This window comes from Pseudomonas sp. EA_65y_Pfl1_P113 (genome assembly GCF_963970525.1).
Classification (GTDB): domain Bacteria; phylum Pseudomonadota; class Gammaproteobacteria; order Pseudomonadales; family Pseudomonadaceae; genus Aquipseudomonas; species Aquipseudomonas tritici.
This window is the reverse complement of sequence record NZ_CAXAQM010000006.1, coordinates 15,618-40,559: the sequence shown is the minus strand read 5'-3', so window position 1 is coordinate 40,559 and position 24,942 is coordinate 15,618. Positions and strand designations below refer to the sequence as shown.

Here is a 24,942-nt window from a genome sequence, read left to right as displayed (position 1 = left end):
CTTTTGGCAGTGTATATTCATCCAGTCTTTAGCCGTATACTCCGGCATTATTTACGCCCGCCGTGCGAGGCCATCTTGGACAAGATCCTGATTCGTGGGGCTAGAACCCACAACCTGAAGAACATCGACCTGACCCTGCCACGGGACAAACTGATTGTCATCACCGGCTTGTCCGGATCCGGCAAATCGTCGCTGGCGTTTGACACGCTGTATGCCGAGGGCCAGCGTCGCTATGTGGAATCGCTGTCGGCCTATGCCCGCCAGTTCCTGTCGATGATGGAAAAGCCCGACGTCGACACCATTGAAGGCCTGTCGCCGGCCATTTCCATCGAGCAAAAATCGACTTCCCATAACCCGCGCTCCACCGTGGGCACCATTACCGAAATCTACGACTACCTGCGTCTGCTGTACGCACGCGTGGGTATTCCGCGTTGCCCGGACCACGATATTCCCCTGGAAGCCCAGACCGTGAGCCAAATGGTCGACTTGGTGCTCGCCCAGCCGGAAGGCGCCAAGCTGATGCTGCTGGCACCGGTGATTCGTGAGCGCAAGGGCGAACACCTTTCCGTCTTCGAAGAACTGCGTGCGCAAGGCTTTGTAAGGGCGCGAATCAACGGCAAGCTCTACGAGCTGGACGAAGCGCCGAAGCTCGACAAGCAGAAGAAGCACTCGATTGATGTGGTAGTCGACCGCTTCAAGGTACGGGCAGACCTGCAGCAGCGCCTTGCGGAATCCTTCGAAACCGCGTTGAAGCTGGCCGACGGCATTGCCCTCGTGGCCCCGATGGATGACGAGCCGGGCGAAGAGATCATCTTCTCCGCGCGCTTTGCTTGCCCGATCTGCGGGCACGCCATCAGTGAGCTGGAACCCAAGCTGTTCTCCTTCAACAACCCGGCCGGCGCGTGCCCGACCTGTGATGGCCTGGGGGTGAAGCAGTTCTTCGACATCAAGCGTCTGGTCAACGGTGACTTGACCCTGGCGGAAGGCGCGATACGTGGCTGGGACAGGCGTAACGTTTACTACTTCCAAATGTTGGGGTCGTTGGCGTCGCATTATAAATTCAGCCTGGAAGTGCCATTCAACCAACTGCCGGCGGACCAACAGAAGGTCATCCTCCACGGCAGTGGTTCGCAGAATGTCGACTTCAAGTACTTGAATGACCGTGGCGATATCGTCAAGCGCTCGCACCCGTTCGAAGGCATCGTGCCGAACCTTGAGCGTCGCTACCGCGAGACTGAATCGGCCAGCGTGCGCGAAGAGTTGGCAAAATTCCTCAGCACCCAGCCTTGCCCGGATTGCCGTGGCACTCGCCTGCGTCGAGAGGCGCGGCATGTGTGGGTGGGCGAGAAGACATTGCCTGCGGTGACCAACCTGCCCATCGGTGATGCCTGCGAGTACTTTGGTGTGCTCAAGTTGACCGGTCGCCGTGGGGAAATCGCCGACAAGATTCTCAAGGAAATTCGCGAGCGGTTGCAGTTCCTGGTCAACGTTGGCCTGGATTACCTGTCGCTGGATCGAAGTGCCGACACCTTGTCTGGTGGTGAAGCCCAGCGAATTCGCTTGGCCAGCCAGATTGGTGCCGGGCTCGTGGGGGTGCTGTACATCCTCGATGAACCGTCGATTGGCTTGCACCAACGCGACAACGATCGCCTGCTGGGCACGCTGAAACACCTTCGGGACATCGGCAACACGGTGATCGTGGTCGAGCACGATGAAGATGCGATTCGCCTGGCGGATTACGTGGTTGATATTGGCCCGGGCGCGGGTGTGCATGGCGGCCATATTGTCGCCGAAGGTACGCCTGCAGAAGTCATGGCCCATCCGGACTCGCTGACCGGCAAGTACTTGTCTGGCCGTGTGAAAATTGCCGTGCCGGCCAAACGTACACCGCGCAACAAGAAGCAGGCGCTGCACCTCAAGGGCGCGCGCGGCAACAACTTGCGCAATGTCGACCTGGAAATTCCGCTGGGCCTGCTGACCTGCGTGACCGGTGTTTCCGGCTCAGGCAAATCAACGCTGATCAACAACACGCTGTTCCCCTTGAGTGCCACCGCCTTGAACGGCGCGACGACTCTGGAAGCGGCTGCTCACGACAGCATCAAGGGTTTGGAGCTGCTGGACAAAGTCGTCGATATCGACCAGAGCCCTATTGGCCGCACGCCGCGCTCCAACCCGGCGACCTACACCGGGTTGTTTACACCCATTCGTGAGTTGTTTGCTGGCGTTCCGGAGTCCCGCTCGCGGGGTTATGGGCCGGGCCGGTTCTCGTTCAACGTCAAGGGCGGTCGCTGTGAAGCGTGCCAAGGCGATGGCTTGATCAAGGTGGAGATGCACTTCCTGCCGGACATTTACGTGCCGTGCGATGTGTGCAAGAGCAAGCGCTATAACCGCGAGACCCTGGAGATCAAATACAAGGGCAAAAGCATCCACGAAACCCTGGAGATGACCATCGAGGAAGCGCGGGTGTTCTTTGACGCGGTTCCGGCGTTGGCGCGCAAGCTGCAGACACTGATGGATGTAGGCCTGTCGTATATCAAGCTGGGTCAATCGGCGACCACGTTGTCCGGTGGTGAGGCGCAACGGGTGAAGCTGTCCCGCGAGTTGTCCAAGCGCGACACCGGCAAGACCCTGTACATCCTCGATGAGCCGACCACCGGCCTGCATTTTGCGGATATACAGCAACTGCTGGACGTGTTGCACCGCCTGCGCGACCACGGCAACACCGTTGTAGTGATCGAGCACAACCTGGATGTGATCAAGACCGCCGACTGGTTGGTTGACTTGGGGCCTGAAGGTGGCTCGAAAGGTGGCCAGATCATCGCGGTAGGCACACCGGAGCAAGTTTCCGAAATGACGCCATCACACACGGGCTTCTACTTGAAGCCGTTACTGGAGCGCGACCGGGCCTGAATTTTTCAGGCCCAATGAAAAGCCCCTGTCACGTTGCGGTGAGAGGGGCTTTTTTGTAGCCGGGAATCAGAACTGCGATTGCAGGTAATTCTCCAAGCCGACCAGCTTGATCAGGCCCAACTGCTTTTCAAGCCAATAGGTATGATCTTCTTCGGTGTCATTCAACTGCACCCGCAGGATTTCCCGGGTGACATAGTCATTATGCTGCTCACAGAGCTCGATGCCTTTGCAGAGCGCGGCACGGACCTTGTACTCGAGGCGCAGGTCGGCAGCGAGCATGTCAGGCACCGTGGTGCCCACATCCAGATCATCGGGACGCATACGTGGCGTGCCTTCGAGCATGAGGATACGGCGCATCAGTGCGTCGGCGTGCTGTGCCTCTTCTTCCATCTCATGGTTGATACGCTCGTAGAGCTCGGTAAAGCCCCAGTCTTCATACATGCGCGAATGGATGAAATATTGGTCACGAGCAGCCAGTTCGCCCGTCAGCAACGTGTTGAGGTAATCGATTACGTCGGGGTGACCTTGCATCGCCCTACATCTCCCTGCTTGAAAGTCTGTAGTTTGAACCATGATGACCCGGAGGTCACGGGATCAACGGCAGAAAAGTGAAGATTTCCCGAGAAAAGTGGCTGAAATAACGCAAAAACCGCCCAATTGAGGGCGGTTCTGCTTATCGTTTAGAGTTAGTTAAGCGATACACCCAGTGCCTTTGCGATTGCTTCTCCATAAGCAGGATCTGCTTTGTAGAAATGCTGCAACTGGCGCTGAACCACATCACTGGAAACGCCCCCCATTGCACCGGCGATGTTGTTGGTGAGCAACGCTTTCTGCTCATCGTTCATCAGGCGGAACAGCGCACCTGCGTGGCTGTAGTAATCGGTGTCTTCCCGGTGATCATAACGGTCAGCAGCACCGCTCAATGCCAACACAGGCTCTGCGTATTGTGGTGCCTGCTTCGGGGCGTCTGCGTAGCTGTTCGGCTCATAATTGGGCGCCGCACCACCGTTGCTGCCAAATGCCATCGAACCATCACGCTGATAGCTGTTCACCTGGTTACGCGGGGCATTCACCGGCAGTTGCTGGTGATTGGTGCCGACGCGGTAACGGTGAGCATCTGCGTATGCGAACACACGACCTTGCAGCATACGGTCTGGCGACAGGCCTACACCTGGCACCATGTTGCTCGGGCCAAACGCAGCCTGCTCCACTTCAGCGAAGTAGTTCTGCGGATTGCGGTTGAGTTCGAGCTCGCCAACCTCGATTAACGGGAACTCCTTCTGCGACCAGGTCTTGGTCACGTCAAAGGGGTTCTCGTAGTGGGCATTAGCCTGGGCCTCCGTCATGATCTGGATGCAGACCCGCCATTTCGGGAAATCACCGCGCTCAATCGCGCCGAACAGATCGCGTTGGGCGTAATCCGGGTCGGTACCGGCCAGGCGCGCGGCCTCAGCCGGCGCCAAGTTCTTGATGCCTTGCTTAGTCTTGTAGTGCCACTTCACCCAGTGGCGCTCGCCATTGGCGTTAATCAGGCTGTAGGTGTGACTGCCGAAGCCGTGCATGTGGCGATAGCCATCAGGGATGCCACGGTCCGAAAACAGAATGGTGACCTGGTGCAGTGCCTCCGGAGAGTGCGACCAGAAGTCCCACATCATCTGAGCGCTTTTGAGATTGCTTTGCGGCAGGCGCTTCTGGGTGTGGATGAAGTCCGGAAACTTTAAAGGATCGCGAATGAAGAACACTGGGGTGTTGTTACCGACGACGTCCCAGTTGCCTTCTTCGGTGTAGAACTTCAAGGCGAAGCCGCGTGGATCGCGCTCGGTATCAGCCGAACCGCGCTCACCACCAACGGTGGAAAAGCGCAAGAAGGTCGGGGTTTGCTTGCCAACAGACTCAAACAACTTGGCGCTGGTGTATTGGGTAATGTCTTGAGTAACCGTAAAAGTACCGAAGGCACCCGAACCTTTCGCGTGCACGCGACGTTCCGGAATGTTTTCACGGTTGAAGTGCGCGAGCTTCTCGATCAGGTGGAAATCGTCGAGCAGCAATGGGCCACGTGGACCGGCGGAACGGGAATTCTGATTGTCCGCAACGGGCGCGCCGCTGGCGGTAGTAAGGATTTTATTCTGGCTCATGCAATCTTCCTCAGGTCGGACTTGGAACTGCCGGCTAGTCGGCTTGGAGGGAGTATTGATCATCGATATGAAGCTATCAAATTTATTAAATTGTCGGCATCGATAGAAAATAACTAACAACATCCCCAGCACTCATAGTGCCGAGCACAGCCCGTGAACGCTTGTAAAATCGCGCTTTTATTACGCATCGAGTAGGAGGCGGCTTTGCAGCCGCCGTCCTCTCACACCACCGTACGTACGGTTCCGTATACGGCGGTTCAAGTTATGCGATTAAGCCGGTTTATCGTATCCAGTATTGAGACCAGTCCAAGGCTGTCCCACAGCTTCTTCGGCAGAGCGCGATTCATATGTGACGCTCCCGAGTTCCACCATGGACCGCGACCGTTGACCGCTGATTTACAGGCGCGCCCTTCGTCGAGCCCCAAGCGCATTAGGTTGCGCGCCCTCGTAGAGGGCCGTTTCCATTGGCGCCAGATGACACAACGAAGCTTATGACGCACCCAACCGTCCAGCTCCTCAAGTGATCGCTTGCTCTGACTGAGTTTGAAGTAACTCGCCCAACCGCGCAGGACGGGGTTCATCCGCTCGATGACATACGCCATCTTATGGCCTCGCGCTCCGCGCAGCAGATCTCTGAGTCGGTCGCGCAGGCGACCCAAACTCATCGTCGCCACTCTCAGTCTCGGCTGTTGATGCCAGCTCATCCCATAACCCAGATAATCGCAGACCCACGGCCTTGCCACCCGGCTCTTTTCCCGGTTCAGCGCCAGTTTCAGGCGCTGCCTCAGGAAACGCTCAACGCTGGCCATTACTCGTTCGCCAGCACGGCGACTACGCACATAAATGTTCGCGTCATCGGCATAACGCACGAAGCGATGACCCCGCCGTTCCAGTTCGCGATCAAGTTCGTTGAGCAGGATATTCGACAGCAACGGCGAGAGCGGGCCGCCTTGCGGCGTCCCTTCCTGCCGTTGGCTGACGATTCCACCCGACATCGTTCCCGCTTCGAGGTAGCGGCGGATCAGCCTGAGCACCCGCTTGTCTTCGATTTGACGCTCGACGCAGGCCATCAACACGTCGTGATTCACTCGATCAAAGAATTTCTCAAGATCAAGCTCCACGCACCAGCGATGACCCGCTGCCACGTGATCACGAGCTGTTTCGATGGCTTGATGAGCGCTTCTGCCCGGACGAAAGCCGTAGCTGTAGTCCGAAAACAGAGGGTCGAAGATCGGCGTGAGCTGTTGTAGCAACGCTTGTTGGATCAGGCGATCCACGACATTGGGGATACCCAGTTGCCGCGTTCCACCTTTGGGTTTAGGGATTTCAACGGCGCGTACACCTTGCGGGTGATACTCGCCGGCCAGCAACCGAGCTTTGATGATCGGCCAATACCGTTTCGTGTAGTCCGCCAGTTGATCGACCGTCATGCCATCGGCACCCGGAACGCCCTTGTTGCTGACCACACGCTGATAAGCACGCCGCAGGTTGGGGGGTGCAAGCACCCGCTCCATCAGCGTGTCCAGCTCCGCGTTCGTCCACGTCGCAGACGCCGCCGGTGCTTTTGCCCTGTCAGCCGTCATCCTCGGATACCGTCCGGGACATGGGGAAACAGTCTTCTCTTGGAGAATATTCTGCATTTCAGCATCCGACGAGACTCCGACGCCTACTGGCGGCATAACCTGTTCGGCCCTTGGTAACGTGGTTATTCGTCACTTACTACGGCTTCGGCTGACTTCTGCAGGTTCATCCCGTCGCCTCTCGACGCTCGGTAGCACAGTGGCAAACCCACAGATCTCCCAGGGTAATCCGCGCGACCTTCCTGCTTATGCCTGTCGGATATACGTCACAGCGTTCCGTGCAAGTATAGGGCTTTGACGATTTGTGCCGCCTTGCCCCGCTGCGCCGCCTCTATCCGCTTCCTGTTCGTCAGGCCAGCATTTTGCCTCGGGCTTCCTTCAGATTCGCAGTCGCCCGCGACACCCTTGCCTCTGGCTAACACTTCCCCTTGCCGGGTGTGTAGAGGACTTTCACCTCCAAGTCACCAGCGTGGCCACCACAGCCAAACTGGTTGCGCTTGCGCGCAACGCGCCATGCCTGGCGCACACACAAAAAACCGGGCACTAGGCCCGGTTCTTCGTTACAGCTTGTCGTCTTACTCGGCGCTTACAGCTTCGCCGGCAGTAGCACGATCAACCAACTCGACGTACGCCATTGGCGCGTTGTCGCCAGTGCGGAAACCGCACTTGAGGATGCGCAGGTAGCCACCCTCACGGGTAGCGTAACGCTTGCCCAGGTCGTTGAAGAGCTTACCAACGATAGCTTTCGAACGAGTACGGTCGAAAACCAAACGGCGGTTAGCCAGGCTGTCTGTCTTAGCCAAAGTGATCAGCGGCTCAGCAACGCGACGCAGTTCTTTAGCTTTTGGCAGTGTAGTTTTGATCAGCTCGTGCTCGAACAGCGACACCGCCATGTTTTGAAACATGGCCTTGCGGTGCGAGCTGGTACGGCTCAGGTGACGACCACTTTTACGATGACGCATGGTTCATTCCTTACCAAACTCACGTTCGGTGATTACGACGATCAGGCAGTCGCCTTGTCGTCCTTCTTAAGACTTGCAGGCGGCCAGTTGTCGAGGCGCATGCCGAGGGACAGACCGCGGGAGGCCAGAACGTCCTTGATTTCAGTCAAGGATTTCTTGCCGAGGTTCGGAGTCTTCAACAGTTCTACTTCGGTGCGCTGAATCAGGTCACCGATGTAGTAAATGTTTTCCGCCTTAAGGCAGTTAGCCGAACGTACAGTCAGTTCCAGATCGTCAACCGGGCGAAGCAGGATCGGATCGATCTCGTCTTCCTGCTCGATTACCACTGGTTCGCTGTCACCTTTGAGGTCGACGAACGCAGCCAACTGCTGTTGCAGAATGGTTGCAGCGCGGCGTATAGCCTCTTCAGGATCGAGAGTACCGTTGGTTTCCAGATCAATAACCAGCTTGTCCAGGTTAGTACGCTGCTCGACACGGGCGTTTTCCACCACGTATGCGATACGGCGAACCGGGCTGAACGAAGAATCAAGCTGCAAGCGACCAATGCTGCGGCTTTCATCTTCATCGCTCTGACGCGAGTCGGCCGGTTCATAACCACGACCACGAGCTACAGTGAGCTTCATGTTCAGGGCGCCGTTAGACGCCAGGTTAGCGATTACGTGATCGGGATTAACGATCTCGACATCATGATCCAGCTGAATATCGGCAGCGGTAACCACCCCCGAACCCTTCTTCGACAAGGTCAGCGTAACTTCGTCACGGCCGTGCAGCTTGATAGCCAGACCTTTAAGGTTCAACAGGATTTCAATTACGTCTTCCTGTACACCTTCGATGGCGCTGTACTCGTGGAGCACACCGTCAATCTCGGCCTCGACTACTGCACAGCCGGGCATTGAGGACAACAGGATGCGGCGCAGCGCGTTGCCCAGGGTGTGGCCAAAACCACGCTCGAGAGGCTCGAGAGTAATTTTGGCGCGGGTTGGACTGACAACCTGCACATCAATGTGGCGGGGTGTCAGGAACTCATTTACCGAAATCTGCATGGATGCACCTATTTTCTAGCCCTTACTTGGAGTAGAGCTCGACAATCAGGCTTTCGTTGATGTCGGCGGACAGATCACTGCGAGCAGGAACGTTCTTGAAAACGCCCGACTTCTTCTCAGTGTCTACTTCTACCCATTCTACGCGGCCACGTTGGGCACACAGATCGAGAGCTTGGACAATGCGAAGTTGGTTTTTTGCTTTCTCGCGAATCGCGACCACGTCACCAGCACGAACCTGGTAGGACGGGACGTTAACGGTTTGGCCGTTTACGCTGACGGATTTGTGCGATACCAGCTGACGGGATTCGGCGCGAGTCGAACCAAAGCCCATACGGTATACAACGTTGTCCAGACGGCATTCGAGCAGTTGCAGCAGGTTTTCACCGGTTGCACCTTTCTTGCCAGCAGCTTCTTTGTAGTAGCCGCTGAATTGACGCTCGAGAACGCCGTAGATACGACGGACCTTCTGCTTTTCACGCAGTTGGGTGCCGTAATCGGACTGGCGACCGCGGCGTTGGCCGTGGATACCAGGTGCTGCTTCAATGTTGCACTTCGATTCGATCGCGCGCACGCCGCTCTTCAAGAAGAGATCGGTGCCTTCACGACGAGCGAGTTTGCATTTTGGACCAATGTAACGAGCCATTCTTTACAATCTCCTGGATTACACGCGGCGCTTCTTCGGCGGACGGCACCCGTTGTGCGGGATTGGCGTCACGTCGGTGATGCTGGCGATCTTATAGCCACAGCCGTTCAAAGCACGGACAGCAGACTCACGACCTGGACCTGGACCTTTGACGTTAACGTCAAGGTTTTTCAGGCCGTATTCCAGCGCAGCTTGACCAGCACGTTCAGCAGCTACTTGAGCAGCGAACGGGGTGGACTTGCGGGAACCGCGGAAACCCGAACCACCGGAGGTAGCCCAAGAAAGCGCGTTACCTTGACGGTCGGTGATGGTCACGATTGTGTTGTTAAAAGAAGCATGGATGTGGGCGATGCCATCAACCACTGTCTTTTTAACTTTTTTACGAGGACGAGCAGCAGGTTTAGCCATGATAATTTTCCTGTCGATTCGCGTGGGCGATTACTTGCGGATCGGCTTACGCGGACCTTTACGGGTACGCGCGTTAGTCTTGGTACGCTGACCGCGTACTGGAAGACCACGACGATGACGCAGACCACGGTAGCAACCGAGGTCCATCAAACGCTTGATTTTCATGTTGATTTCGCGACGCAGGTCACCTTCAGTGGTGAACTTCGCCACTTCGCCACGCAACAGCTCAATCTGCTCGTCGCTCAGATCTTTGATCTTTGCGGCTGGGTTTACCCCAGTGTCTGCGCAAATTTTCTGCGCAGTAGTGCGACCAACACCATAGATGTAGGTCAGCGAGATAACAGTGTGCTTGTTATCTGGAATGTTAACGCCTGCAATACGGGCCATTCAGTGGGACTCCAATTGACAGCTACCTACGCCCCGGAAGCCAAGAAATAGGGCGCGAGATAATATCGCTGTAATAACAAATAATCAACCCGGCAGCGCACTAGCTGCCGGGCTTCAAGCGGATCACACTCAGCCTTGGCGCTGTTTGTGACGCGGTTCCGCGCTGCAAATTACTCGAACAACACCTTCGCGGCGAATAATCTTGCAGTTACGGCACAGCTTTTTCACCGATGCACGAACTTTCATCACCAACTCCTCGAACCTTATGGGGTACTCAGCGCAACATGCCGCTGCCGTAGCCCTTCAGGTTGGCTTTCTTCATCAGGGATTCGTACTGGTGCGAAACGAGGTGCGATTGTACTTGGGACATGAAGTCCATCACAACCACGACCACGATCAGCAACGAGGTCCCGCCAAGGTAGAACGGAACGTTTGCTGCAACCACCAGGAACTGGGGAAGCAAGCACACGGCCGTCATATATAGAGCACCGAACAGGGTCAAACGGGTCAGAACGCCATCAATGTAGCGTGCAGACTGCTCACCTGGACGGATACCCGGAATAAAGGCACCGGACTTCTTCAGGTTTTCCGCTACGTCTTTCGGATTGAACATCAACGCCGTATAGAAGAAGCAGAAGAAAATAATCCCTGCACTAAACAGCAGAATATTCAACGGCTGACCAGGAGCGATCGACTGAGAGAGGTCCTGCAGCCAGCCCATATTTTCAGACTGACCAAACCAGGTACCCAACGAAGCCGGAAACAGCAAAATGCTGCTCGCGAAAATTGCCGGAATAACGCCGGCCATATTCACTTTCAGCGGCAAGTGGCTGGTCTGCGCAGCAAAAACCTTACGGCCCTGCTGACGCTTGGCGTAATGAACAGCAATACGACGCTGGCCACGCTCAATGAACACCACAAAACCGATAATCGCTACTGCCAGCAAACCGATAGCAACCAAAGCGAAAATATTGATATCACCCTGACGTGCAGACTCGAAAGACTGCCCAATTGCTCTCGGAAGACCGGCGACGATACCTGCGAAAATCAACATCGAGATACCGTTACCAACACCACGCTCAGTAATCTGCTCACCCAGCCACATCATGAACATCGCACCAGCCACAAAAGTGGATACCGCGACGAAATGGAAGCCAAAGTCACCAGTGAACGCAACACCCTGCCCGGCCAGACCAACGGACATGCCGATAGCTTGAACCAAGGCGAGGATGACAGTGCCGTAGCGGGTGTACTGGCTAATCTTGCGACGGCCAGCTTCACCTTCCTTCTTCAACTGCTCCAGCTGCGGGCTGACGGCTGTCATCAGTTGCATGATGATCGATGCCGAAATATACGGCATGATCCCCAGTGCAAAGATACTCATACGTTCCAGCGCGCCGCCGGAAAACATGTTGAACAAGCTAAGAATGGTCCCCTCATTCTGTCGAAACAGGTCTGCGAGTCGGTCCGGGTTGATACCTGGAACCGGGATGTGTGCGCCTATTCGGTAGACGATAATCGCCAGGAACAGAAAACGCAGACGAGCCCAAAGTTCAGACATACCGCCTTTGCCGAGCGCTGAGAGAGCACCTTGCTTAGCCATTTATTCCTCGAACTTGCCGCCAGCTGCTTCGATAGCCGAACGCGCACCTTTGGTGGCGCCGATTCCCTTGCCGATAGTGACAGCGCGAGTCACTTCACCGGACAGCATGATTTTCACACGCTGTACGTTGACGTTGATCACGTTGGCATCTTTCAGGGTCTGCACAGTAACGATGTCGCCTTCCACTTTGGCCAGCTCGGACAAGCGCACTTCTGCGCGGTCCATGGCTTTCAGGGATACGAAACCGAACTTAGGCAGGCGACGATGCAGCGGCTGTTGACCGCCTTCAAAGCCCGGAGCGATTGTGCCACCGGAGCGGGAGGTTTGACCTTTGTGGCCACGGCCACCAGTCTTACCCAAACCGCTACCGATACCACGGCCCGGACGATGCTTTTCGCGACGGGAACCCGGCGCTGGACTCAGATCATTGAGTTTCATCGATTAACCCTCTACACGCAGCATGTAGTAAGCCTTGTTGATCATCCCGCGATTCTCGGGAGTATCCTGGACTTCTACAGTGTGACCGATGCGACGCAGACCCAGACCTTTAACGCACAGTTTGTGGTTAGGGATGCGGCCGGTCATGCTTTTGATCAGCGTTACTTTAACGGTAGCCATGATCAGAAGATCTCCTTGACAGTCAGACCACGCTTCGCAGCGATGGACTCAGGAGATTGCATAGCTTTCAAACCTTTGAAAGTGGCGTGAACCACGTTTACCGGGTTAGTCGAGCCGTAGCACTTGGCCAGAACGTTCTGAACGCCAGCAACTTCGAGGACAGCACGCATAGCGCCGCCTGCGATGATACCGGTACCTTCAGAAGCAGGCTGCATGTACACCTTCGAAGCGCCATGGGCGGACTTCATTGCGTACTGCAGAGTGGTGCCGTTCAGATCAACTTGGATCATGTTGCGACGAGCAGCTTCCATTGCCTTCTGGATCGCGGCAGGCACTTCACGTGACTTGCCACGGCCGAAGCCAACACGCCCTTTACCATCACCAACCACGGTCAACGCGGTGAAAGTGAAGATACGGCCGCCTTTAACGGTTTTGGCTACGCGGTTAACTTGAACCAGCTTCTCAATGTAGCCTTCGTCGCGCTTTTGGTCGTTATTTGACATAACTTAGAACTCCAGCCCAGCTTCACGAGCAGCATCAGCCAGCGCTTTCACGCGACCGTGGTACTTGAAGCCAGAGCGGTCGAAAGCCACTTGCGAGACGCCAGCGGCCTTAGCACGCGTAGCGACCAGCTGGCCAACCTTAGTGGCCGCGTCGATGTTGCCGGTGGCACCATCACGCAGTTCTTTATCCAAAGTCGAGGCGCTTGCCAGGACCTGGTTGCCGTCGGCCGAGATGACCTGGGCGTAGATGTGCTGCGACGAGCGATACACGCAGAGACGCACGACTTCGAGTTCGTGCATTTTCAGGCGTGCTTTGCGAGCGCGACGCAGTCGAGTAACTTTTTTGTCGGTCATTTGCTATGCCCTACTTCTTCTTGGCTTCTTTACGACGGACGACTTCGTCCGCGTAGCGCACACCTTTGCCTTTGTACGGCTCTGGTGGACGGAAGTCGCGGATCTCAGCGGCCACCTGACCTACCAGCTGCTTATCGATGCCCTTGATCAGGATATCGGTTTGGCTAGGGGTCTCAGCGGTGATGCCTTCCGGCAGTTCGTAATCCACTGGGTGCGAGAAGCCAAGGGCCAGGTTCAAAACCGTGCCTTTTGCTTGCGCTTTGTAACCAACACCGACCAGCTGGAGCTTACGCTCGAAGCCTTGGCTTACGCCTTGGACCATGTTGTTTACCAACGCACGCGTGGTACCGGCCATTGCGCGAGTTTGTTGATCGCCATTGCGAGCAGCGAAACGCAGCTCACCAGCTTCTTCAACGATCTCAACGGACGAATGGATGTTCAGTTCAAGAGTGCCTTTGGCACCCTTCACCGAAAGCTGTTGGCCTGCGAATTTTACTTCGACACCAGCTGGCAGCTTAACGGGGTTCTTAGCGACGCGAGACATGCTTATCCCCCCTTAGAACACAGTGCAAAGAACTTCGCCGCCGACACCGGCAGCGCGCGCAGCACGATCCGTCATCACACCTTTGTTGGTGGAGACGATAGACACGCCCAGACCGCCACGAACTTTCGGCAGATCTTCAGCGGACTTGTACTGACGCAGGCCTGGACGGCTAACGCGCTTCACTTCCTCGATGACCGAACGGCCCTCGAAGTACTTCAGCTCGATGGACAGCAGTGGTTTGATTTCGCTGCTGATCTGATAACCCGCAATGTAACCTTCGTCTTTCAGGACTTTGGCAACAGCTACCTTCAACTTGGAAGATGGCATGCTTACGACGGACTTTTCAGCCATCTGGGCATTACGGATACGAGTTAGCATGTCCGCTAACGGGTCCTGCATACTCATGGGCTAGACGCTCCTAATACAAAAAAATTAGCCTTGCGGCTACATATGTCGCCGAGAATCTCCGGGCATAAATAACACGGGCTCAGGCGAGCCGCGTATTTTAAACACACTCCAGAAATGAAACAAGCCCCAAAAGGGGCTTGTTCCAGATTCAAGGTCACCGGCGGTCGTTATCTTGCGATACCGACCACCTGGACGCTGAAAGTACTTACCAGCTGGCTTTAACCAGACCTGGTACGTCACCACGCATTGCCGCTTCACGCAGTTTGTTACGGCCGAGGCCGAACTTGCGGTAAACGCCGTGTGGACGACCGGTCAGGCGGCAGCGGTTACGCATACGCGAAGCGCTTGCGTCACGTGGCTGCTTCTGCAGAGCAACTGTAGCTTCCCAACGTGCTTCTGGACTTGCGTTCAGATCAACGATGATTGCTTTCAGTGCTGCACGCTTCTTGGCGTACTTGGCAACCGTGAGCTGACGCTTCAGCTCGCGGTTTTTCATGCTCATCTTGGCCATGGTCCTACTCCAATCAGTTGCGGAACGGGAATTTGAAAGCACGCAACAGGGCGCGACCTTCATCATCGTTCTTGGCAGTGGTGGTCAGGGTGATGTCCAGACCGCGGAGAGCATCGATCTTGTCGTAGTCGATTTCCGGGAAGATGATCTGCTCTTTCACGCCCATGCTGTAGTTACCACGACCATCGAAGGACTTGGCATTCAGGCCGCGGAAGTCGCGAACCCGAGGCAGGGAGATCGACAGCAGACGATCCAGGAATTCATACATACGCTCACGGCGCAGAGTCACTTTGACGCCGATCGGCCAACCTTCACGGACTTTAAAGCCAGCGATGGATTTCCGAGCGTAAGTCACAACGACTTTTTGACCGGTGATCTTTTCCAGGTCAGCAACGGCGTGTTCGATGACTTTTTTGTCGCCGACCGCTTCGCCCAGACCCATGTTCAGGGTAATTTTGGTAACGCGTGGAACTTCCATCACGTTCGAAAGCTTAAGTTCTTCCTTAAGTTTCGGTGCGATTTCTTTCCAGTAAATCTCTTTTAGTCGTGCCATGGTCTTCTACCTAGCAGTGTTCAAGCATCAACCGCTTTTTGGGTCGACTTGAAGACACGAATTTTCTTGCCATCTTCTACTTTGAAACCAACGCGGTCAGCCTTGTTGGTTTCACCGTTGAAAATGGCGACGTTAGAAGCGTCCAGTGGAGCTTCTTTCTCGACGATACCGCCTTGTACGCCCGACATCGGGTTAGGCTTGGTATGGCGCTTAACCAGGTTCAGACCACCGACAACCAAACGGTTATTAGCGAGAACCTTAAGCACCTTACCGCGCTTACCTTTGTCTTTGCCGGCGATCACGATGATCTCGTCGTCACGACGAATCTTTTGCATGTCGGATCTCCTTACAGCACTTCTGGGGCGAGCGAGACGATCTTCATGAACTTCTCAGTGCGAAGTTCACGGGTCACTGGCCCAAAGATACGGGTGCCGATCGGCTCTTGCTTGTTGTTCAGAAGAACAGCAGCGTTGCCATCAAAGCGGATAATGGAGCCATCAGCACGACGTACGCCGTGACGAGTGCGGACTACTACAGCAGTCATCACTTGGCCTTTTTTCACTTTACCGCGAGGAATTGCTTCCTTCACGGTAACTTTGATGATGTCACCGATACCAGCGTAACGACGATGGGAGCCACCCAGCACCTTGATGCACATAACACGGCGAGCGCCGCTGTTATCGGCCACATCGAGCATGGATTGAGTCTGAATCATATAATTTCTCCGACCCCTAGTCCTTAGACTTCCACAGCGCGTTCGAGAACATCAACCAATGCCCAAGACTTGGTCTTGGCCAGCGGACGAGTTTCACGAATAGTGACTTTGTCGCCGATGTGGCACTGGTTGGTTTCGTCGTGCGCGTGCAGCTTAGTCGAACGCTTAACATATTTACCGTAGATCGGGTGCTTAACGCGACGCTCGATCAGTACGGTGATGGTTTTGTCCATCTTGTCGCTGACAACACGGCCAGTCAGCGTACGGACAGTCTTTTCGGCTTCAGCCATGATCACTTACCTGCCTGCTGGTTGAGCACAGTCTTCACGCGAGCGATGTCACGCTTAACTTGCGAGAGCAGATGAGACTGCCCCAACTGGCCAGTTGCTTTCTGCATACGCAGATTGAACTGGTCGCGCAGCAAGCCGAGCAATTGCTCGTTCAGCTGCTGTGCGGATTTTTCACGAAGTTCATTCGCTTTCATCACATCACCGTCCGTTTAACAAAGGCGGTGGCGAGCGGCAGCTTTGCAGCAGCCAGGGCAAAAGCCTCACGCGCCAGCTCTTCAGTAACACCCTCGATTTCATACAGGACTTTGCCTGGCTGAATCTGGGCAACCCAGTACTCCACGTTACCCTTACCTTTACCCATACGAACTTCGAGGGGTTTTTTGGAGATAGGCTTGTCCGGGAATACACGGATCCAGATCTTGCCGCCACGTTTAACGTGACGGGTCAGAGCACGACGCGCTGACTCGATCTGACGAGCGGTGAGACGACCACGAGCTACAGACTTCAGCGCGAACTCGCCGAAGCTGACTTTGCTACCGCGCTGAGCCAGACCACGGTTGTGGCCTGTCATCTGCTTGCGGAACTTCGTACGCTTAGGTTGCAACATTTGGCGTACCCCTTACTTAGCAGCTTTTTTACGAGGCGCTGGTGCTTGTGGTTTCAGTTCTTCTTGGCGACCACCAATTACTTCGCCTTTGAAGATCCAAACCTTTACACCGATCACACCGTAAGTGGTGTGAGCTTCGTAGTTGGCATAGTCGATGTCGGCACGCAGGGTGTGCAGTGGCACACGACCTTCGCGATACCATTCAGTACGTGCGATTTCAGCACCGCCGAGACGACCGCTCACTTGGATTTTGATACCTTTGGCACCAATGCGCATGGCGTTCTGTACAGCGCGCTTCATAGCGCGACGGAACATTACGCGACGCTCCAGCTGCTGAGCTACGCTCTGCGCAACCAGCATACCGTCGAGCTCCGGCTTGCGGATCTCTTCGATATTGATGTGCACAGGCACACCCATTTGCTTGGTCAGGTCCTGACGCAGTTTCTCAACATCCTCACCTTTCTTCCCGATAACGATACCTGGACGAGCTGTGTGGATGGTGATACGTGCAGTTTGTGCCGGACGATGGATATCGATACGGCTTACGGACGCGCTTTTTAGTTTGTCTTGGAGATACTCACGCACCTTCAGATCAGCGAACAAATAGTCCGCATAAGTCCGACCGTCTGCGTACCAGACGGAGGTGTGCTCCTTGACGATTCCCAGGCGAATGCCAATGGGATGTACTTTCTGACCCATCTCTTCGACTCCGTTACTTGTCAGCAACCTTGACAGTGATATGGCAAGACCGCTTGACGATGCGATCAGCACGGCCTTTGGCACGTGGCATGATGCGCTTCAGCGAACGCCCTTCGTTGACGAAAACGGTGCTGACCTTCAGATCATCAACGTCTGCGCCTTCGTTATGCTCGGCGTTGGCTACGGCCGACTCCAGCACTTTCTTCATGATCTCGGCGGCTTTCTTACTGCTGAAAGCCAACAGGTTGAGCGCTTCGCCCACCTTCTTCCCGCGGATCTGGTCGGCGACCAAGCGGGCTTTCTGGGCGGAGATTCGAGCGCCCGACAACTTAGCGGCTACTTCCATTTCCTAACCCCTTAACGCTTGGCTTTCTTGTCTGCCACGTGCCCACGATATGTGCGGGTACCGGCAAACTCGCCTAGTTTGTGGCCGACCATGTCTTCGTTCACGAGAACTGGGACGTGCAAGCGACCGTTGTGTACAGCGATGGTCAAACCGACCATTTGTGGCAGGATCATCGAACGACGCGACCAGGTCTTAACTGGTTTGCGATCGTTCTTTTCCGCCGCCACTTCGATCTTCTTCAGTAGGTGAAGATCAATAAAAGGACCTTTTTTCAGAGAACGTGGCACTGTCGTATCCCTCTATTTACTTGCGACGACGGACGATCATTTTGTCGGTACGCTTATTACCACGAGTCTTCGCGCCCTTAGTCGGGAAGCCCCATGGCGATACCGGATGACGACCACCAGAGGTACGACCTTCACCACCACCGTGTGGGTGGTCAACCGGGTTCATGGCAACACCACGAACGGTTGGGCGAACGCCACGCCAGCGTTTGGCACCAGCTTTACCCAGCGAACGAAGGCTGTGCTCGGAGTTCGAGACCTCACCCAAGGTCGCGCGGCATTCAGCCAGCACTTTACGCATCTCACCAGAACGCAGACGCAGGGTCACGTAGACACCTTCACGAGCGATCAGCTGAGCCGAAGCACCAGCGGAACGAGCGATCTGTGCGCCTTTACCTGGCTTCAATTCGATGCCGTGTACGGTGCTACCAACTGGAATGTTGCGCAGTTGCAGAGCGTTGCCCGGCTTGATCGGTGCCAAGGCACCTGCGATCAGCTGGTCGCCAGCGCTCACGCCTTTAGGGGCGATGATGTAGCGACGCTCGCCATCTGCGTACAGCAGCAGAGCGATGTGAGCAGTACGGTTTGGATCGTATTCAATACGCTCGACAGTGGCAGAGATGCCATCTTTGTCGTTGCGACGGAAATCGACCAGACGATAATGCTGCTTATGGCCACCACCGATGTGACGAGTGGTAATACGACCATTGTTGTTACGACCACCAGTCTTCGATTTTTTCTCGAGCAGCGGTGCGTGAGGAGCGCCTTTATGCAGCTCCTGGTTGACCACCTTGACCACAAAACGGCGGCCAGGGGAAGTCGGTTTGCATTTAACGATTGCCATGATGCACCCCTTCCTTACTCAGCACTGCTGCTGAAATCGAGATCTTGGCCTGGCTGAAGGGAGATAACTGCCTTCTTCCAGTCATTACGCTTGCCCAGACCGCGAGCAGTGCGCTTGCTCTTACCCAGAACATTCAGGGTAGTAACACGCTCTACTTTCACGCTGAACAGGCTTTCGACGGCCTTCTTGATTTCCAGCTTGGTTGCGTCAGTTGCAACCTTGAAAACGAACTGGCCTTTCTTGTCAGCCAGAACCGTAGCCTTTTCGGAAACGTGCGGGCCAAGCAGAACTTTAAATACGCGTTCCTGGTTCATCCCAGCAGCTCCTCGAATTTCTTCACGGCCGACACGGTGATCAACACCTTGTCGTATGCGATCAGACTAACTGGATCGGAACCTTGCACGTCACGTACATCAACGTGTGGCAGGTTGCGAGCAGCCAGGTACAGGTTCTGATCAACAGCTTCAGACACGATCAAAACGTCGGTCAGGCTCATGTCGTTCAGTTTGCCCAGCAGGTCTTTAGTTTTTGGACTTTCAACAGCGAAGTCCTGAACCACAACCAGACGATCGGTACGCACGAGTTCAGCAAGGATAGAGCGCAGTGCTGCGCGATACATCTTCTTGTTGAGCTTCTGCGAGTGATCCTGTGGACGAGCTGCGAAAGTGGTACCACCGCCACGCCAGATTGGGCTACGGATAGTACCGGCACGAGCACGGCCAGTACCTTTCTGACGCCAAGGGCGCTTACCGCCACCACGAACGTCGGAACGGGTCTTTTGCTGCTTGCTACCTTGACGGCCGCCGGCCATGTAGGCCACGACTGCTTGGTGAACGAGCGTCTCGTTGAATTCGCCGCCAAATGTCAGTTCGGAAACTTCGATCGCTTGAGCGTCATTTACATTTAATTGCATGTCAGCTTCCCCTTAACCGCGAGCCTTGGCCGCTGGACGTACAACCAGGTTGCCGCCAGTAGCGCCAGGAACAGCACCCTTGACCAACAACAGATTGCGTTCAGCGTCGACGCGCACTACTTCGAGGGACTGCACGGTCACGCGCTCAGCGCCCATATGACCGGACATTTTTTTGCCCTTGAATACACGACCAGGAGTCTGGCACTGGCCAATAGAGCCCGGGACGCGGTGGGAGACGGAGTTACCGTGAGTGTTGTCTTGGCCACGGAAATTCCAACGCTTGATCGTACCCTGGAAGCCTTTACCTTTGGACTGACCGGTTACATCAACCAGTTGACCAGCGGCGAAGATTTCAGCGTTGATCAGATCGCCAGCCTGGTAGTCGCCGTCTTCGAGACGGAACTCCATAACAGTGCGACCAGCTGCAACGTTTGCTTTAGCGAAGTGACCTGCTTGAGCAGCAGTCACACGCGAAGCACGACGCTCGCCGACAGTGACTTGCACTGCACGATAGCCATCGGTCTCTTCAGTTTTGAACTGGGTGACGCGATTCGGCTCGATCTCAATGACCGTAACCGGAATGGAGACACCTTCTTCGGTGAAAATACGGGTCATACCGCATTTACGACCGACTACACCAATAGTCATGTTGTAAACCTCATGAGTGTACGGGGCTTTCACCCGCTATGGCCGCCCATTTCAGAGCGTTACACGACTAAGACCCAAGTCTTAGCCGAGGCTGATCTGTACTTCCACACCGGCCGCCAGATCGAGCTTCATAAGTGCGTCAACGGTTTTATCCGTTGGCTGGACGATGTCCAGTACGCGCTTATGAGTACGGATCTCGTACTGGTCACGCGCGTCTTTGTTGACGTGCGGGGAGACCAGAACGGTGAACCGCTCTTTACGGGTAGGCAGTGGAATTGGACCACGCACTTGAGCACCAGTACGTTTCGCGGTTTCCACGATTTCCTGGGTGGATTGGTCGATCAGGCGATGGTCAAAAGCCTTCAACCTGATACGGATTTGCTGATTTTGCATTGGATTTCAGACTCCGGCTGCTATTCCCAGCGAGCGCAATACGCCCGTTAAAAGGAGGCGCAATTCTATAGACGCCCCAGATAGGTGTCAACCCAATAAAAAAGGCCCCCGCTAAGCGGGGGCCCTCTCAAAACATCGAAACTACCTCAGAAGAGATAATTACTCGATGATTTTAGCTACAACGCCAGCACCAACGGTACGGCCGCCTTCGCGAATAGCGAAACGCAGGCCGTCTTCCATTGCGATGGTTTTGATCAGGGTAACAACCATTTTGATGTTGTCGCCCGGCATTACCATCTCAACGCCTTCCGGCAGCTCGCAGTTACCAGTCACGTCAGTAGTACGGAAGTAGAACTGTGGACGGTAGCCTTTGAAGAACGGAGTGTGACGACCGCCTTCTTCTTTGCTCAGCACGTACACTTCTGCTTCGAACTTGGTGTGCGGCTTAACCGAACCTGGCTTAACCAGAACCTGGCCACGCTCAACGTCGTCACGCTTGGTACCACGCAGCAGAACGCCGCAGTTCTCGCCCGCACGACCTTCGTCGAGCAGTTTACGGAACATTTCAACACCGGTGCAGGTGGTGACAGTAGTGTCACGCAGACCAACGATTTCCAGTGGATCTTGAACCTTAACGATACCGCGCTCGATACGACCAGTCACAACAGTACCGCGACCGGAGATCGAGAATACGTCTTCGATTGGCATCAGGAACGGCTTGTCGATAACACGAACTGGATCTGGGATGTAGCTGTCCAGAGTCTCAACCAGTTTACGAACGGACGTGGTGCCCATTTCGTTGTCGTCTTTGCCTTCCAGAGCCATACGAGCAGAACCGATGATGATCGGAGTGTCGTCGCCTGGGAAGTCGTAAGTGCTCAGCAGATCGCGCACTTCCATCTCAACCAGTTCCAGCAGCTCAGCGTCGTCTACCAGGTCAGCCTTGTTCAGGTAAACCACGATGTACGGAACGCCTACCTGACGGGACAGCAGGATGTGCTCACGGGTTTGTGGCATCGGACCATCAGCGGCCGAGCAAACCAGGATAGCGCCGTCCATTTGAGCAGCACCAGTGATCATGTTCTTCACATAGTCAGCGTGACCTGGGCAGTCGACGTGAGCGTAGTGACGGATCAGCGAGTTGTATTCAACGTGAGCGGTGTTGATGGTGATACCACGAGCTTTCTCTTCTGGTGCGCTGTCGATTTTATCGAAATCAACGATTGCAGAACCGAAAACTTCGGAGCAAACGCGAGTCAGAGCAGCAGTCAGAGTGGTTTTACCGTGGTCAACGTGACCGATAGTGCCAACGTTGACGTGCGGTAGGGAACGATCAAATTTTTCTTTAGCCACGACAATTAACTCCTTGCCTAAAGGACTGAATCAGCCTTGTTTTTTGGTAACAGTTTCGACGATATGCGACGGCGCTGTATTGTATTTTTTGAATTCCATAGAGTAGCTTGCGCGACCTTGGGACATGGAACGAACGTCGGTTGCATAACCGAACATCTCACCCAACGGAACCTCGGCACGAATTACTTTGCCGGAAACCGTGTCTTCCATACCCAGGATCATGCCGCGACGACGGTTAAGGTCGCCCATCACGTCACCCATATAGTCTTCAGGCGTAACAACTTCTACTGCCATGATTGGTTCAAGCAACTCACCACCGCCCTTCTGGGCCAGTTGCTTGGTAGCCATGGAAGCAGCCACCTTAAACGCCATCTCGTTGGAGTCGACGTCATGGTAAGAACCATCAAAAACGGTCGCCTTCAGGCCGATGAGCGGATAGCCGGCAACAACACCGTTCTTCATCTGCTCTTCGATACCCTTCTGGATCGCCGGGATGTATTCCTTAGGAACCACACCACCAACCACTTCGTTCACGAATTGCAGACCTTCCTGACCTTCGTCAGCAGGAGCAAAACGGATCCAGCAGTGACCGAACTGGCCACGACCGCCGGACTGACGAACGAACTTGCCTTCGATTTCACAGTTCTTCGTGATGCGCTCACGATAGGAAACCTGAGGCTTACCGATGTTGGCTTCGACGTTGAACTCACGGCGCATCCGGTCAACCAGGATGTCCAGGTGCAACTCGCCCATGCCAGAGATGATCGTTTGACCAGTCTCTTCATCAGTTTTGACGCGGAAAGATGGGTCTTCCTGAGCAAGCTTGCCCAGAGCGATACCCATTTTTTCCTGGTCATCCTTGGTCTTGGGCTCAACGGCAACCGAAATTACCGGCTCCGGGAAGTCCATGCGAACCAGGATGATTGGCTTGTCAGCGTTGCACAAAGTTTCACCAGTGGTGACGTCCTTCATGCCGATCAGGGCCGCGATGTCGCCAGCGCGCACTTCCTTGATCTCTTCACGGGCGTTTGCGTGCATTTGCACCATACGACCCACACGCTCTTTCTTGCCCTTGACCGAGTTGATGACGCCGTCGCCGGAGTTCAACACGCCCGAGTAAACACGGACGAAAGTCAGGGTACCCACGAATGGGTCGGTAGCGATCTTGAACGCCAGAGCCGAGAACGGCTCGTTGTCGTCTGCATGACGCTCCATTTCCTTTTCCTCGTCATCCGGGTCAGTACCCTTGATGGCAGGAATGTCGGTAGGAGCAGGCAGGTAGTCGATAACAGCGTCGAGAACCAGGGGAACACCCTTGTTCTTGAACGAGGAACCGCAAACAGCCAAGACGATCTCACCAGCGATAGTACGCTGACGCAGAGCAGCCTTGATCTCCTCGTTGGTGAGCTCTTCACCTTCGAGGTACTTGTTCATCAGCTCTTCGTTGGCTTCGGCCGCAGCTTCAACCATGTTGTTACGCCACTCGTCAGCCAGCTCCTGCAGTTCAGCAGGAATAGCTTCGCGACGAGGAGTCATGCCCTTGTCAGCATCGTTCCAGTAAACAGCTTCCATGGTCAGCAGATCGATCTGGCCCTGGAAATTGTCTTCGGCACCGATAGCCAACTGGATAGGCACCGGAGTGTGACCCAGACGCTGCTTGATCTGACCGATCACGCGCAGGAAGTTCGCACCTGCACGGTCCATCTTGTTGACGTAAACAAGACGCGGAACGCCGTACTTGTTGGCTTGACGCCATACGGTTTCCGACTGAGGCTCAACGCCCGAGGTACCGCAGAACACAACGACCGCGCCGTCGAGTACACGCAGGGAACGCTCAACTTCAATGGTGAAGTCTACGTGGCCCGGGGTATCGATGACGTTGAAGCGGTGCTCGTCCTTGTACTGCTTCGCAGAACCTTTCCAGAAGGCGGTAATGGCAGCAGAAGTAATGGTAATACCACGCTCCTGCTCCTGCACCATCCAGTCTGTGGTCGCGGCGCCGTCATGCACCTCGCCCATCTTGTGACTTTTGCCAGTGTAAAAAAGGACGCGCTCGGTGGTGGTGGTTTTACCAGCATCCACGTGAGCGACGATACCGATGTTACGGTAGCGACTAATCGGAGTAGTACGAGCCATAAAGCCCTCGCAAAATTAGTGAAGCTGAAATTAGAAGCGGTAGTGCGAGAAAGCTTTGTTAGCTTCGGCCATACGGTGCACGTCTTCACGCTTCTTAACAGCAGCACCTTTACCTTCAGCAGCATCCAACAGCTCGCCAGCCAAACGCAGAGCCATAGACTTCTCGCCGCGCTTGCGGGCGAAGTCTACCAACCAGCGCATTGCCAGCGCGTTACGACGGGACGGGCGAACTTCGACCGGAACCTGGTAAGTAGCACCGCCTACACGGCGCGACTTTACTTCGACCAGCGGAGCGATGGCGTCGAGAGCTTTCTCGAAGATTTCCAGGGGATCGCTGTTCTTGCGTTCTTTAACCTTTTCCAGCGCGCCATAAACAATACGCTCGGCAACGGCTTTCTTGCCGCTTTCCATCACGTGGTTCATGAACTTGGCCAGGATTTGGCTTCCGTATTTTGGATCGTCAAGCACTTCGCGCTTGGCTGCTACGCGTCTTCTTGGCATGGATAAGCCCTCAAACGGTCTTCAGGTTCGTTCGGAATCAGTGCCCTTGCG

The 24,942-nt window shown here is 55.2% G+C and carries 35 protein-coding genes; 1 reads left to right on the top strand and 34 read right to left on the bottom strand.

Annotated features, from left to right (window positions below; translation table 11 throughout):
* The first annotated feature begins 75 nt into the window (after positions 1–75).
* Positions 76–2,910, top strand: coding sequence for an excinuclease ABC subunit UvrA (uvrA, locus tag AACY52_RS07855; RefSeq protein ID WP_339417023.1), 2,835 nt, complete (start codon positions 76–78; stop codon positions 2,908–2,910).
* A gap of 66 nt (positions 2,911–2,976) precedes the next feature.
* On the opposite strand, the gene bfr is transcribed toward uvrA, so the two are convergent.
* The 34 genes from bfr to rpsG form a co-directional block, all read right to left on the bottom strand.
* A complete protein-coding gene (bfr, locus tag AACY52_RS07850; RefSeq protein WP_015886133.1) occupies positions 2,977–3,441 on the bottom strand; it encodes a bacterioferritin in 465 nt (154 codons plus the stop codon).
* A 155-nt stretch (positions 3,442–3,596) separates the two neighbouring features.
* Positions 3,597–5,045 (bottom strand): catalase, encoded by a 1,449-nt coding sequence (locus tag AACY52_RS07845; protein WP_339417024.1) that lies wholly within the window; start codon positions 5,043–5,045, stop codon positions 3,597–3,599.
* A gap of 257 nt (positions 5,046–5,302) precedes the next feature.
* Positions 5,303–6,724, bottom strand: a complete 1,422-nt coding sequence (gene ltrA, locus AACY52_RS07840) for a group II intron reverse transcriptase/maturase (protein WP_339421384.1) — start codon at positions 6,722–6,724, stop codon at positions 5,303–5,305.
* A gap of 476 nt (positions 6,725–7,200) precedes the next feature.
* On the bottom strand, positions 7,201–7,587 hold the full coding sequence (gene rplQ / locus AACY52_RS07835; RefSeq protein ID WP_017135967.1) for a 50S ribosomal protein L17: 387 nt from the start codon (positions 7,585–7,587) through the stop codon (positions 7,201–7,203).
* Between the two features lie 41 nt (positions 7,588–7,628).
* On the bottom strand, positions 7,629–8,630 hold the full coding sequence (gene rpoA / locus AACY52_RS07830; RefSeq protein ID WP_003176403.1) for a DNA-directed RNA polymerase subunit alpha: 1,002 nt from the start codon (positions 8,628–8,630) through the stop codon (positions 7,629–7,631).
* Between the two features lie 22 nt (positions 8,631–8,652).
* On the bottom strand, positions 8,653–9,273 hold the full coding sequence (gene rpsD, locus AACY52_RS07825; protein WP_003210056.1) for a 30S ribosomal protein S4: 621 nt from the start codon (positions 9,271–9,273) through the stop codon (positions 8,653–8,655).
* Positions 9,274–9,291: 18 nt separating this feature from the next.
* Positions 9,292–9,681 carry a 30S ribosomal protein S11 gene (gene rpsK, locus AACY52_RS07820; RefSeq protein ID WP_002555466.1) on the bottom strand — a complete coding sequence of 130 codons (390 nt, stop codon included), beginning with the start codon at positions 9,679–9,681 and terminating at the stop codon, positions 9,292–9,294.
* 30 nt (positions 9,682–9,711) lie between these two features.
* Positions 9,712–10,068, bottom strand: a complete 357-nt coding sequence (gene rpsM / locus AACY52_RS07815) for a 30S ribosomal protein S13 (RefSeq protein ID WP_003210063.1) — start codon at positions 10,066–10,068, stop codon at positions 9,712–9,714.
* Between the two features lie 129 nt (positions 10,069–10,197).
* Positions 10,198–10,314 (bottom strand): 50S ribosomal protein L36, encoded by a 117-nt coding sequence (gene rpmJ / locus AACY52_RS07810; protein ID WP_002555468.1) that lies wholly within the window; start codon positions 10,312–10,314, stop codon positions 10,198–10,200.
* A gap of 28 nt (positions 10,315–10,342) precedes the next feature.
* Positions 10,343–11,671, bottom strand: a complete 1,329-nt coding sequence (secY, locus tag AACY52_RS07805; protein WP_003176406.1) for a preprotein translocase subunit SecY — start codon at positions 11,669–11,671, stop codon at positions 10,343–10,345.
* Positions 11,672–12,109: a 50S ribosomal protein L15 gene (gene rplO / locus AACY52_RS07800; RefSeq protein WP_003176407.1), complete on the bottom strand. Its 438-nt coding sequence runs from the start codon at positions 12,107–12,109 to the stop codon at positions 11,672–11,674.
* A gap of 3 nt (positions 12,110–12,112) precedes the next feature.
* Entirely contained in the window at positions 12,113–12,289 is a 177-nt protein-coding gene (rpmD, locus tag AACY52_RS07795; protein WP_003176408.1) for a 50S ribosomal protein L30, read from the bottom strand.
* A gap of 2 nt (positions 12,290–12,291) precedes the next feature.
* Positions 12,292–12,792 (bottom strand): 30S ribosomal protein S5, encoded by a 501-nt coding sequence (rpsE, locus tag AACY52_RS07790; protein WP_003176409.1) that lies wholly within the window; start codon positions 12,790–12,792, stop codon positions 12,292–12,294.
* Positions 12,793–12,795: 3 nt separating this feature from the next.
* Positions 12,796–13,146: a 50S ribosomal protein L18 gene (gene rplR / locus AACY52_RS07785; protein WP_003176410.1), complete on the bottom strand. Its 351-nt coding sequence runs from the start codon at positions 13,144–13,146 to the stop codon at positions 12,796–12,798.
* A 10-nt stretch (positions 13,147–13,156) separates the two neighbouring features.
* Positions 13,157–13,690: a 50S ribosomal protein L6 gene (gene rplF / locus AACY52_RS07780; protein WP_003176412.1), complete on the bottom strand. Its 534-nt coding sequence runs from the start codon at positions 13,688–13,690 to the stop codon at positions 13,157–13,159.
* Between the two features lie 12 nt (positions 13,691–13,702).
* Positions 13,703–14,095, bottom strand: a complete 393-nt coding sequence (gene rpsH, locus AACY52_RS07775; protein WP_003176413.1) for a 30S ribosomal protein S8 — start codon at positions 14,093–14,095, stop codon at positions 13,703–13,705.
* 208 nt (positions 14,096–14,303) lie between these two features.
* Complete coding sequence (gene rpsN / locus AACY52_RS07770; RefSeq protein WP_003176414.1) at positions 14,304–14,609, bottom strand: 30S ribosomal protein S14; 306 nt, start codon at positions 14,607–14,609, stop codon at positions 14,304–14,306.
* A gap of 13 nt (positions 14,610–14,622) precedes the next feature.
* Positions 14,623–15,162 (bottom strand): 50S ribosomal protein L5, encoded by a 540-nt coding sequence (rplE, locus tag AACY52_RS07765; protein ID WP_003176415.1) that lies wholly within the window; start codon positions 15,160–15,162, stop codon positions 14,623–14,625.
* 20 nt (positions 15,163–15,182) lie between these two features.
* Positions 15,183–15,497, bottom strand: a complete 315-nt coding sequence (gene rplX / locus AACY52_RS07760) for a 50S ribosomal protein L24 (RefSeq protein WP_186546713.1) — start codon at positions 15,495–15,497, stop codon at positions 15,183–15,185.
* A gap of 11 nt (positions 15,498–15,508) precedes the next feature.
* Positions 15,509–15,877, bottom strand: coding sequence for a 50S ribosomal protein L14 (gene rplN, locus AACY52_RS07755; RefSeq protein ID WP_002555479.1), 369 nt, complete (start codon positions 15,875–15,877; stop codon positions 15,509–15,511).
* Between the two features lie 23 nt (positions 15,878–15,900).
* Entirely contained in the window at positions 15,901–16,167 is a 267-nt protein-coding gene (gene rpsQ, locus AACY52_RS07750; protein WP_003176419.1) for a 30S ribosomal protein S17, read from the bottom strand.
* Between the two features lie 2 nt (positions 16,168–16,169).
* Entirely contained in the window at positions 16,170–16,361 is a 192-nt protein-coding gene (gene rpmC / locus AACY52_RS07745) for a 50S ribosomal protein L29 (RefSeq protein WP_002555481.1), read from the bottom strand.
* The gene (gene rplP, locus AACY52_RS07740; protein ID WP_003232424.1) at positions 16,361–16,774 is read right to left on the bottom strand and encodes a 50S ribosomal protein L16; all 414 of its coding nucleotides are present in this window, start codon (positions 16,772–16,774) and stop codon (positions 16,361–16,363) included. The genes rpmC and rplP overlap by 1 nt, the downstream gene beginning before the upstream one ends.
* Positions 16,775–16,786: 12 nt before the next feature.
* Positions 16,787–17,473 (bottom strand): 30S ribosomal protein S3, encoded by a 687-nt coding sequence (gene rpsC / locus AACY52_RS07735; protein WP_003176422.1) that lies wholly within the window; start codon positions 17,471–17,473, stop codon positions 16,787–16,789.
* 13 nt (positions 17,474–17,486) lie between these two features.
* Positions 17,487–17,819 carry a 50S ribosomal protein L22 gene (rplV, locus tag AACY52_RS07730; RefSeq protein WP_003103908.1) on the bottom strand — a complete coding sequence of 111 codons (333 nt, stop codon included), beginning with the start codon at positions 17,817–17,819 and terminating at the stop codon, positions 17,487–17,489.
* Between the two features lie 11 nt (positions 17,820–17,830).
* Positions 17,831–18,106: a 30S ribosomal protein S19 gene (gene rpsS, locus AACY52_RS07725; protein ID WP_003232420.1), complete on the bottom strand. Its 276-nt coding sequence runs from the start codon at positions 18,104–18,106 to the stop codon at positions 17,831–17,833.
* Between the two features lie 16 nt (positions 18,107–18,122).
* Positions 18,123–18,947 (bottom strand): 50S ribosomal protein L2, encoded by an 825-nt coding sequence (gene rplB, locus AACY52_RS07720; protein WP_003176423.1) that lies wholly within the window; start codon positions 18,945–18,947, stop codon positions 18,123–18,125.
* 14 nt (positions 18,948–18,961) lie between these two features.
* Entirely contained in the window at positions 18,962–19,261 is a 300-nt protein-coding gene (gene rplW, locus AACY52_RS07715) for a 50S ribosomal protein L23 (protein ID WP_002555488.1), read from the bottom strand.
* Positions 19,258–19,860, bottom strand: a complete 603-nt coding sequence (gene rplD / locus AACY52_RS07710) for a 50S ribosomal protein L4 (RefSeq protein ID WP_049711296.1) — start codon at positions 19,858–19,860, stop codon at positions 19,258–19,260. The genes rplW and rplD overlap by 4 nt, the downstream gene beginning before the upstream one ends.
* Positions 19,861–19,872: 12 nt before the next feature.
* Positions 19,873–20,508 (bottom strand): 50S ribosomal protein L3, encoded by a 636-nt coding sequence (gene rplC / locus AACY52_RS07705; protein WP_003194649.1) that lies wholly within the window; start codon positions 20,506–20,508, stop codon positions 19,873–19,875.
* A gap of 81 nt (positions 20,509–20,589) precedes the next feature.
* On the bottom strand, positions 20,590–20,901 hold the full coding sequence (gene rpsJ / locus AACY52_RS07700; RefSeq protein ID WP_003186070.1) for a 30S ribosomal protein S10: 312 nt from the start codon (positions 20,899–20,901) through the stop codon (positions 20,590–20,592).
* A gap of 159 nt (positions 20,902–21,060) precedes the next feature.
* Entirely contained in the window at positions 21,061–22,254 is a 1,194-nt protein-coding gene (tuf, locus tag AACY52_RS07695) for an elongation factor Tu (RefSeq protein WP_003176426.1), read from the bottom strand.
* A gap of 30 nt (positions 22,255–22,284) precedes the next feature.
* Complete coding sequence (fusA, locus tag AACY52_RS07690; protein ID WP_339417031.1) at positions 22,285–24,390, bottom strand: elongation factor G; 2,106 nt, start codon at positions 24,388–24,390, stop codon at positions 22,285–22,287.
* 30 nt (positions 24,391–24,420) lie between these two features.
* Positions 24,421–24,891, bottom strand: coding sequence for a 30S ribosomal protein S7 (gene rpsG / locus AACY52_RS07685; protein ID WP_002555493.1), 471 nt, complete (start codon positions 24,889–24,891; stop codon positions 24,421–24,423).
* Positions 24,892–24,942: the final 51 nt, after the last annotated feature.

Excerpts from the sequence above, each read along its gene's own strand:
- bfr (WP_015886133.1), bottom strand. The coding sequence starts at position 3,441 with ATGCAAGGTCACCCCGACGTAATCGATTACCTCAACACGTTGCTGACG.
- AACY52_RS07845 (WP_339417024.1), bottom strand. The coding sequence starts at position 5,045 with ATGAGCCAGAATAAAATCCTTACTACCGCCAGCGGCGCGCCCGTTGCG.
- ltrA (WP_339421384.1), bottom strand. The coding sequence starts at position 6,724 with ATGCCGCCAGTAGGCGTCGGAGTCTCGTCGGATGCTGAAATGCAGAAT.
- rplQ (WP_017135967.1), bottom strand. The coding sequence starts at position 7,587 with ATGCGTCATCGTAAAAGTGGTCGTCACCTGAGCCGTACCAGCTCGCAC.
- rpoA (WP_003176403.1), bottom strand. The coding sequence starts at position 8,630 with ATGCAGATTTCGGTAAATGAGTTCCTGACACCCCGCCACATTGATGTG.
- rpsD (WP_003210056.1), bottom strand. The coding sequence starts at position 9,273 with ATGGCTCGTTACATTGGTCCAAAATGCAAACTCGCTCGTCGTGAAGGC.
- rpsK (WP_002555466.1), bottom strand. The coding sequence starts at position 9,681 with ATGGCTAAACCTGCTGCTCGTCCTCGTAAAAAAGTTAAAAAGACAGTG.
- rpsM (WP_003210063.1), bottom strand. The coding sequence starts at position 10,068 with ATGGCCCGTATTGCAGGCGTTAACATTCCAGATAACAAGCACACTGTT.
- rpmJ (WP_002555468.1), bottom strand. The coding sequence starts at position 10,314 with ATGAAAGTTCGTGCATCGGTGAAAAAGCTGTGCCGTAACTGCAAGATT.
- secY (WP_003176406.1), bottom strand. The coding sequence starts at position 11,671 with ATGGCTAAGCAAGGTGCTCTCTCAGCGCTCGGCAAAGGCGGTATGTCT.
- rplO (WP_003176407.1), bottom strand. The coding sequence starts at position 12,109 with ATGAAACTCAATGATCTGAGTCCAGCGCCGGGTTCCCGTCGCGAAAAG.
- rpmD (WP_003176408.1), bottom strand. The coding sequence starts at position 12,289 with ATGGCTACCGTTAAAGTAACGCTGATCAAAAGCATGACCGGCCGCATC.
- rpsE (WP_003176409.1), bottom strand. The coding sequence starts at position 12,792 with ATGTCAAATAACGACCAAAAGCGCGACGAAGGCTACATTGAGAAGCTG.
- rplR (WP_003176410.1), bottom strand. The coding sequence starts at position 13,146 with ATGACCGACAAAAAAGTTACTCGACTGCGTCGCGCTCGCAAAGCACGC.
- rplF (WP_003176412.1), bottom strand. The coding sequence starts at position 13,690 with ATGTCTCGCGTCGCTAAGAACCCCGTTAAGCTGCCAGCTGGTGTCGAA.
- rpsH (WP_003176413.1), bottom strand. The coding sequence starts at position 14,095 with ATGAGTATGCAGGACCCGTTAGCGGACATGCTAACTCGTATCCGTAAT.
- rpsN (WP_003176414.1), bottom strand. The coding sequence starts at position 14,609 with ATGGCCAAGATGAGCATGAAAAACCGCGAGCTGAAGCGTCAGCTCACG.
- rplE (WP_003176415.1), bottom strand. The coding sequence starts at position 15,162 with ATGGCACGACTAAAAGAGATTTACTGGAAAGAAATCGCACCGAAACTT.
- rplX (WP_186546713.1), bottom strand. The coding sequence starts at position 15,497 with ATGCAAAAGATTCGTCGTGACGACGAGATCATCGTGATCGCCGGCAAA.
- rplN (WP_002555479.1), bottom strand. The coding sequence starts at position 15,877 with ATGATTCAGACTCAATCCATGCTCGATGTGGCCGATAACAGCGGCGCT.
- rpsQ (WP_003176419.1), bottom strand. The coding sequence starts at position 16,167 with ATGGCTGAAGCCGAAAAGACTGTCCGTACGCTGACTGGCCGTGTTGTC.
- rpmC (WP_002555481.1), bottom strand. The coding sequence starts at position 16,361 with ATGAAAGCGAATGAACTTCGTGAAAAATCCGCACAGCAGCTGAACGAG.
- rplP (WP_003232424.1), bottom strand. The coding sequence starts at position 16,774 with ATGTTGCAACCTAAGCGTACGAAGTTCCGCAAGCAGATGACAGGCCAC.
- rpsC (WP_003176422.1), bottom strand. The coding sequence starts at position 17,473 with ATGGGTCAGAAAGTACATCCCATTGGCATTCGCCTGGGAATCGTCAAG.
- rplV (WP_003103908.1), bottom strand. The coding sequence starts at position 17,819 with ATGGAAGTAGCCGCTAAGTTGTCGGGCGCTCGAATCTCCGCCCAGAAA.
- rplB (WP_003176423.1), bottom strand. The coding sequence starts at position 18,947 with ATGGCAATCGTTAAATGCAAACCGACTTCCCCTGGCCGCCGTTTTGTG.
- rplW (WP_002555488.1), bottom strand. The coding sequence starts at position 19,261 with ATGAACCAGGAACGCGTATTTAAAGTTCTGCTTGGCCCGCACGTTTCC.
- rplD (WP_049711296.1), bottom strand. The coding sequence starts at position 19,860 with ATGCAATTAAATGTAAATGACGCTCAAGCGATCGAAGTTTCCGAACTG.
- rplC (WP_003194649.1), bottom strand. The coding sequence starts at position 20,508 with ATGACTATTGGTGTAGTCGGTCGTAAATGCGGTATGACCCGTATTTTC.
- rpsJ (WP_003186070.1), bottom strand. The coding sequence starts at position 20,901 with ATGCAAAATCAGCAAATCCGTATCAGGTTGAAGGCTTTTGACCATCGC.
- fusA (WP_339417031.1), bottom strand. The coding sequence starts at position 24,390 with ATGGCTCGTACTACTCCGATTAGTCGCTACCGTAACATCGGTATCGTC.
- rpsG (WP_002555493.1), bottom strand. The coding sequence starts at position 24,891 with ATGCCAAGAAGACGCGTAGCAGCCAAGCGCGAAGTGCTTGACGATCCA.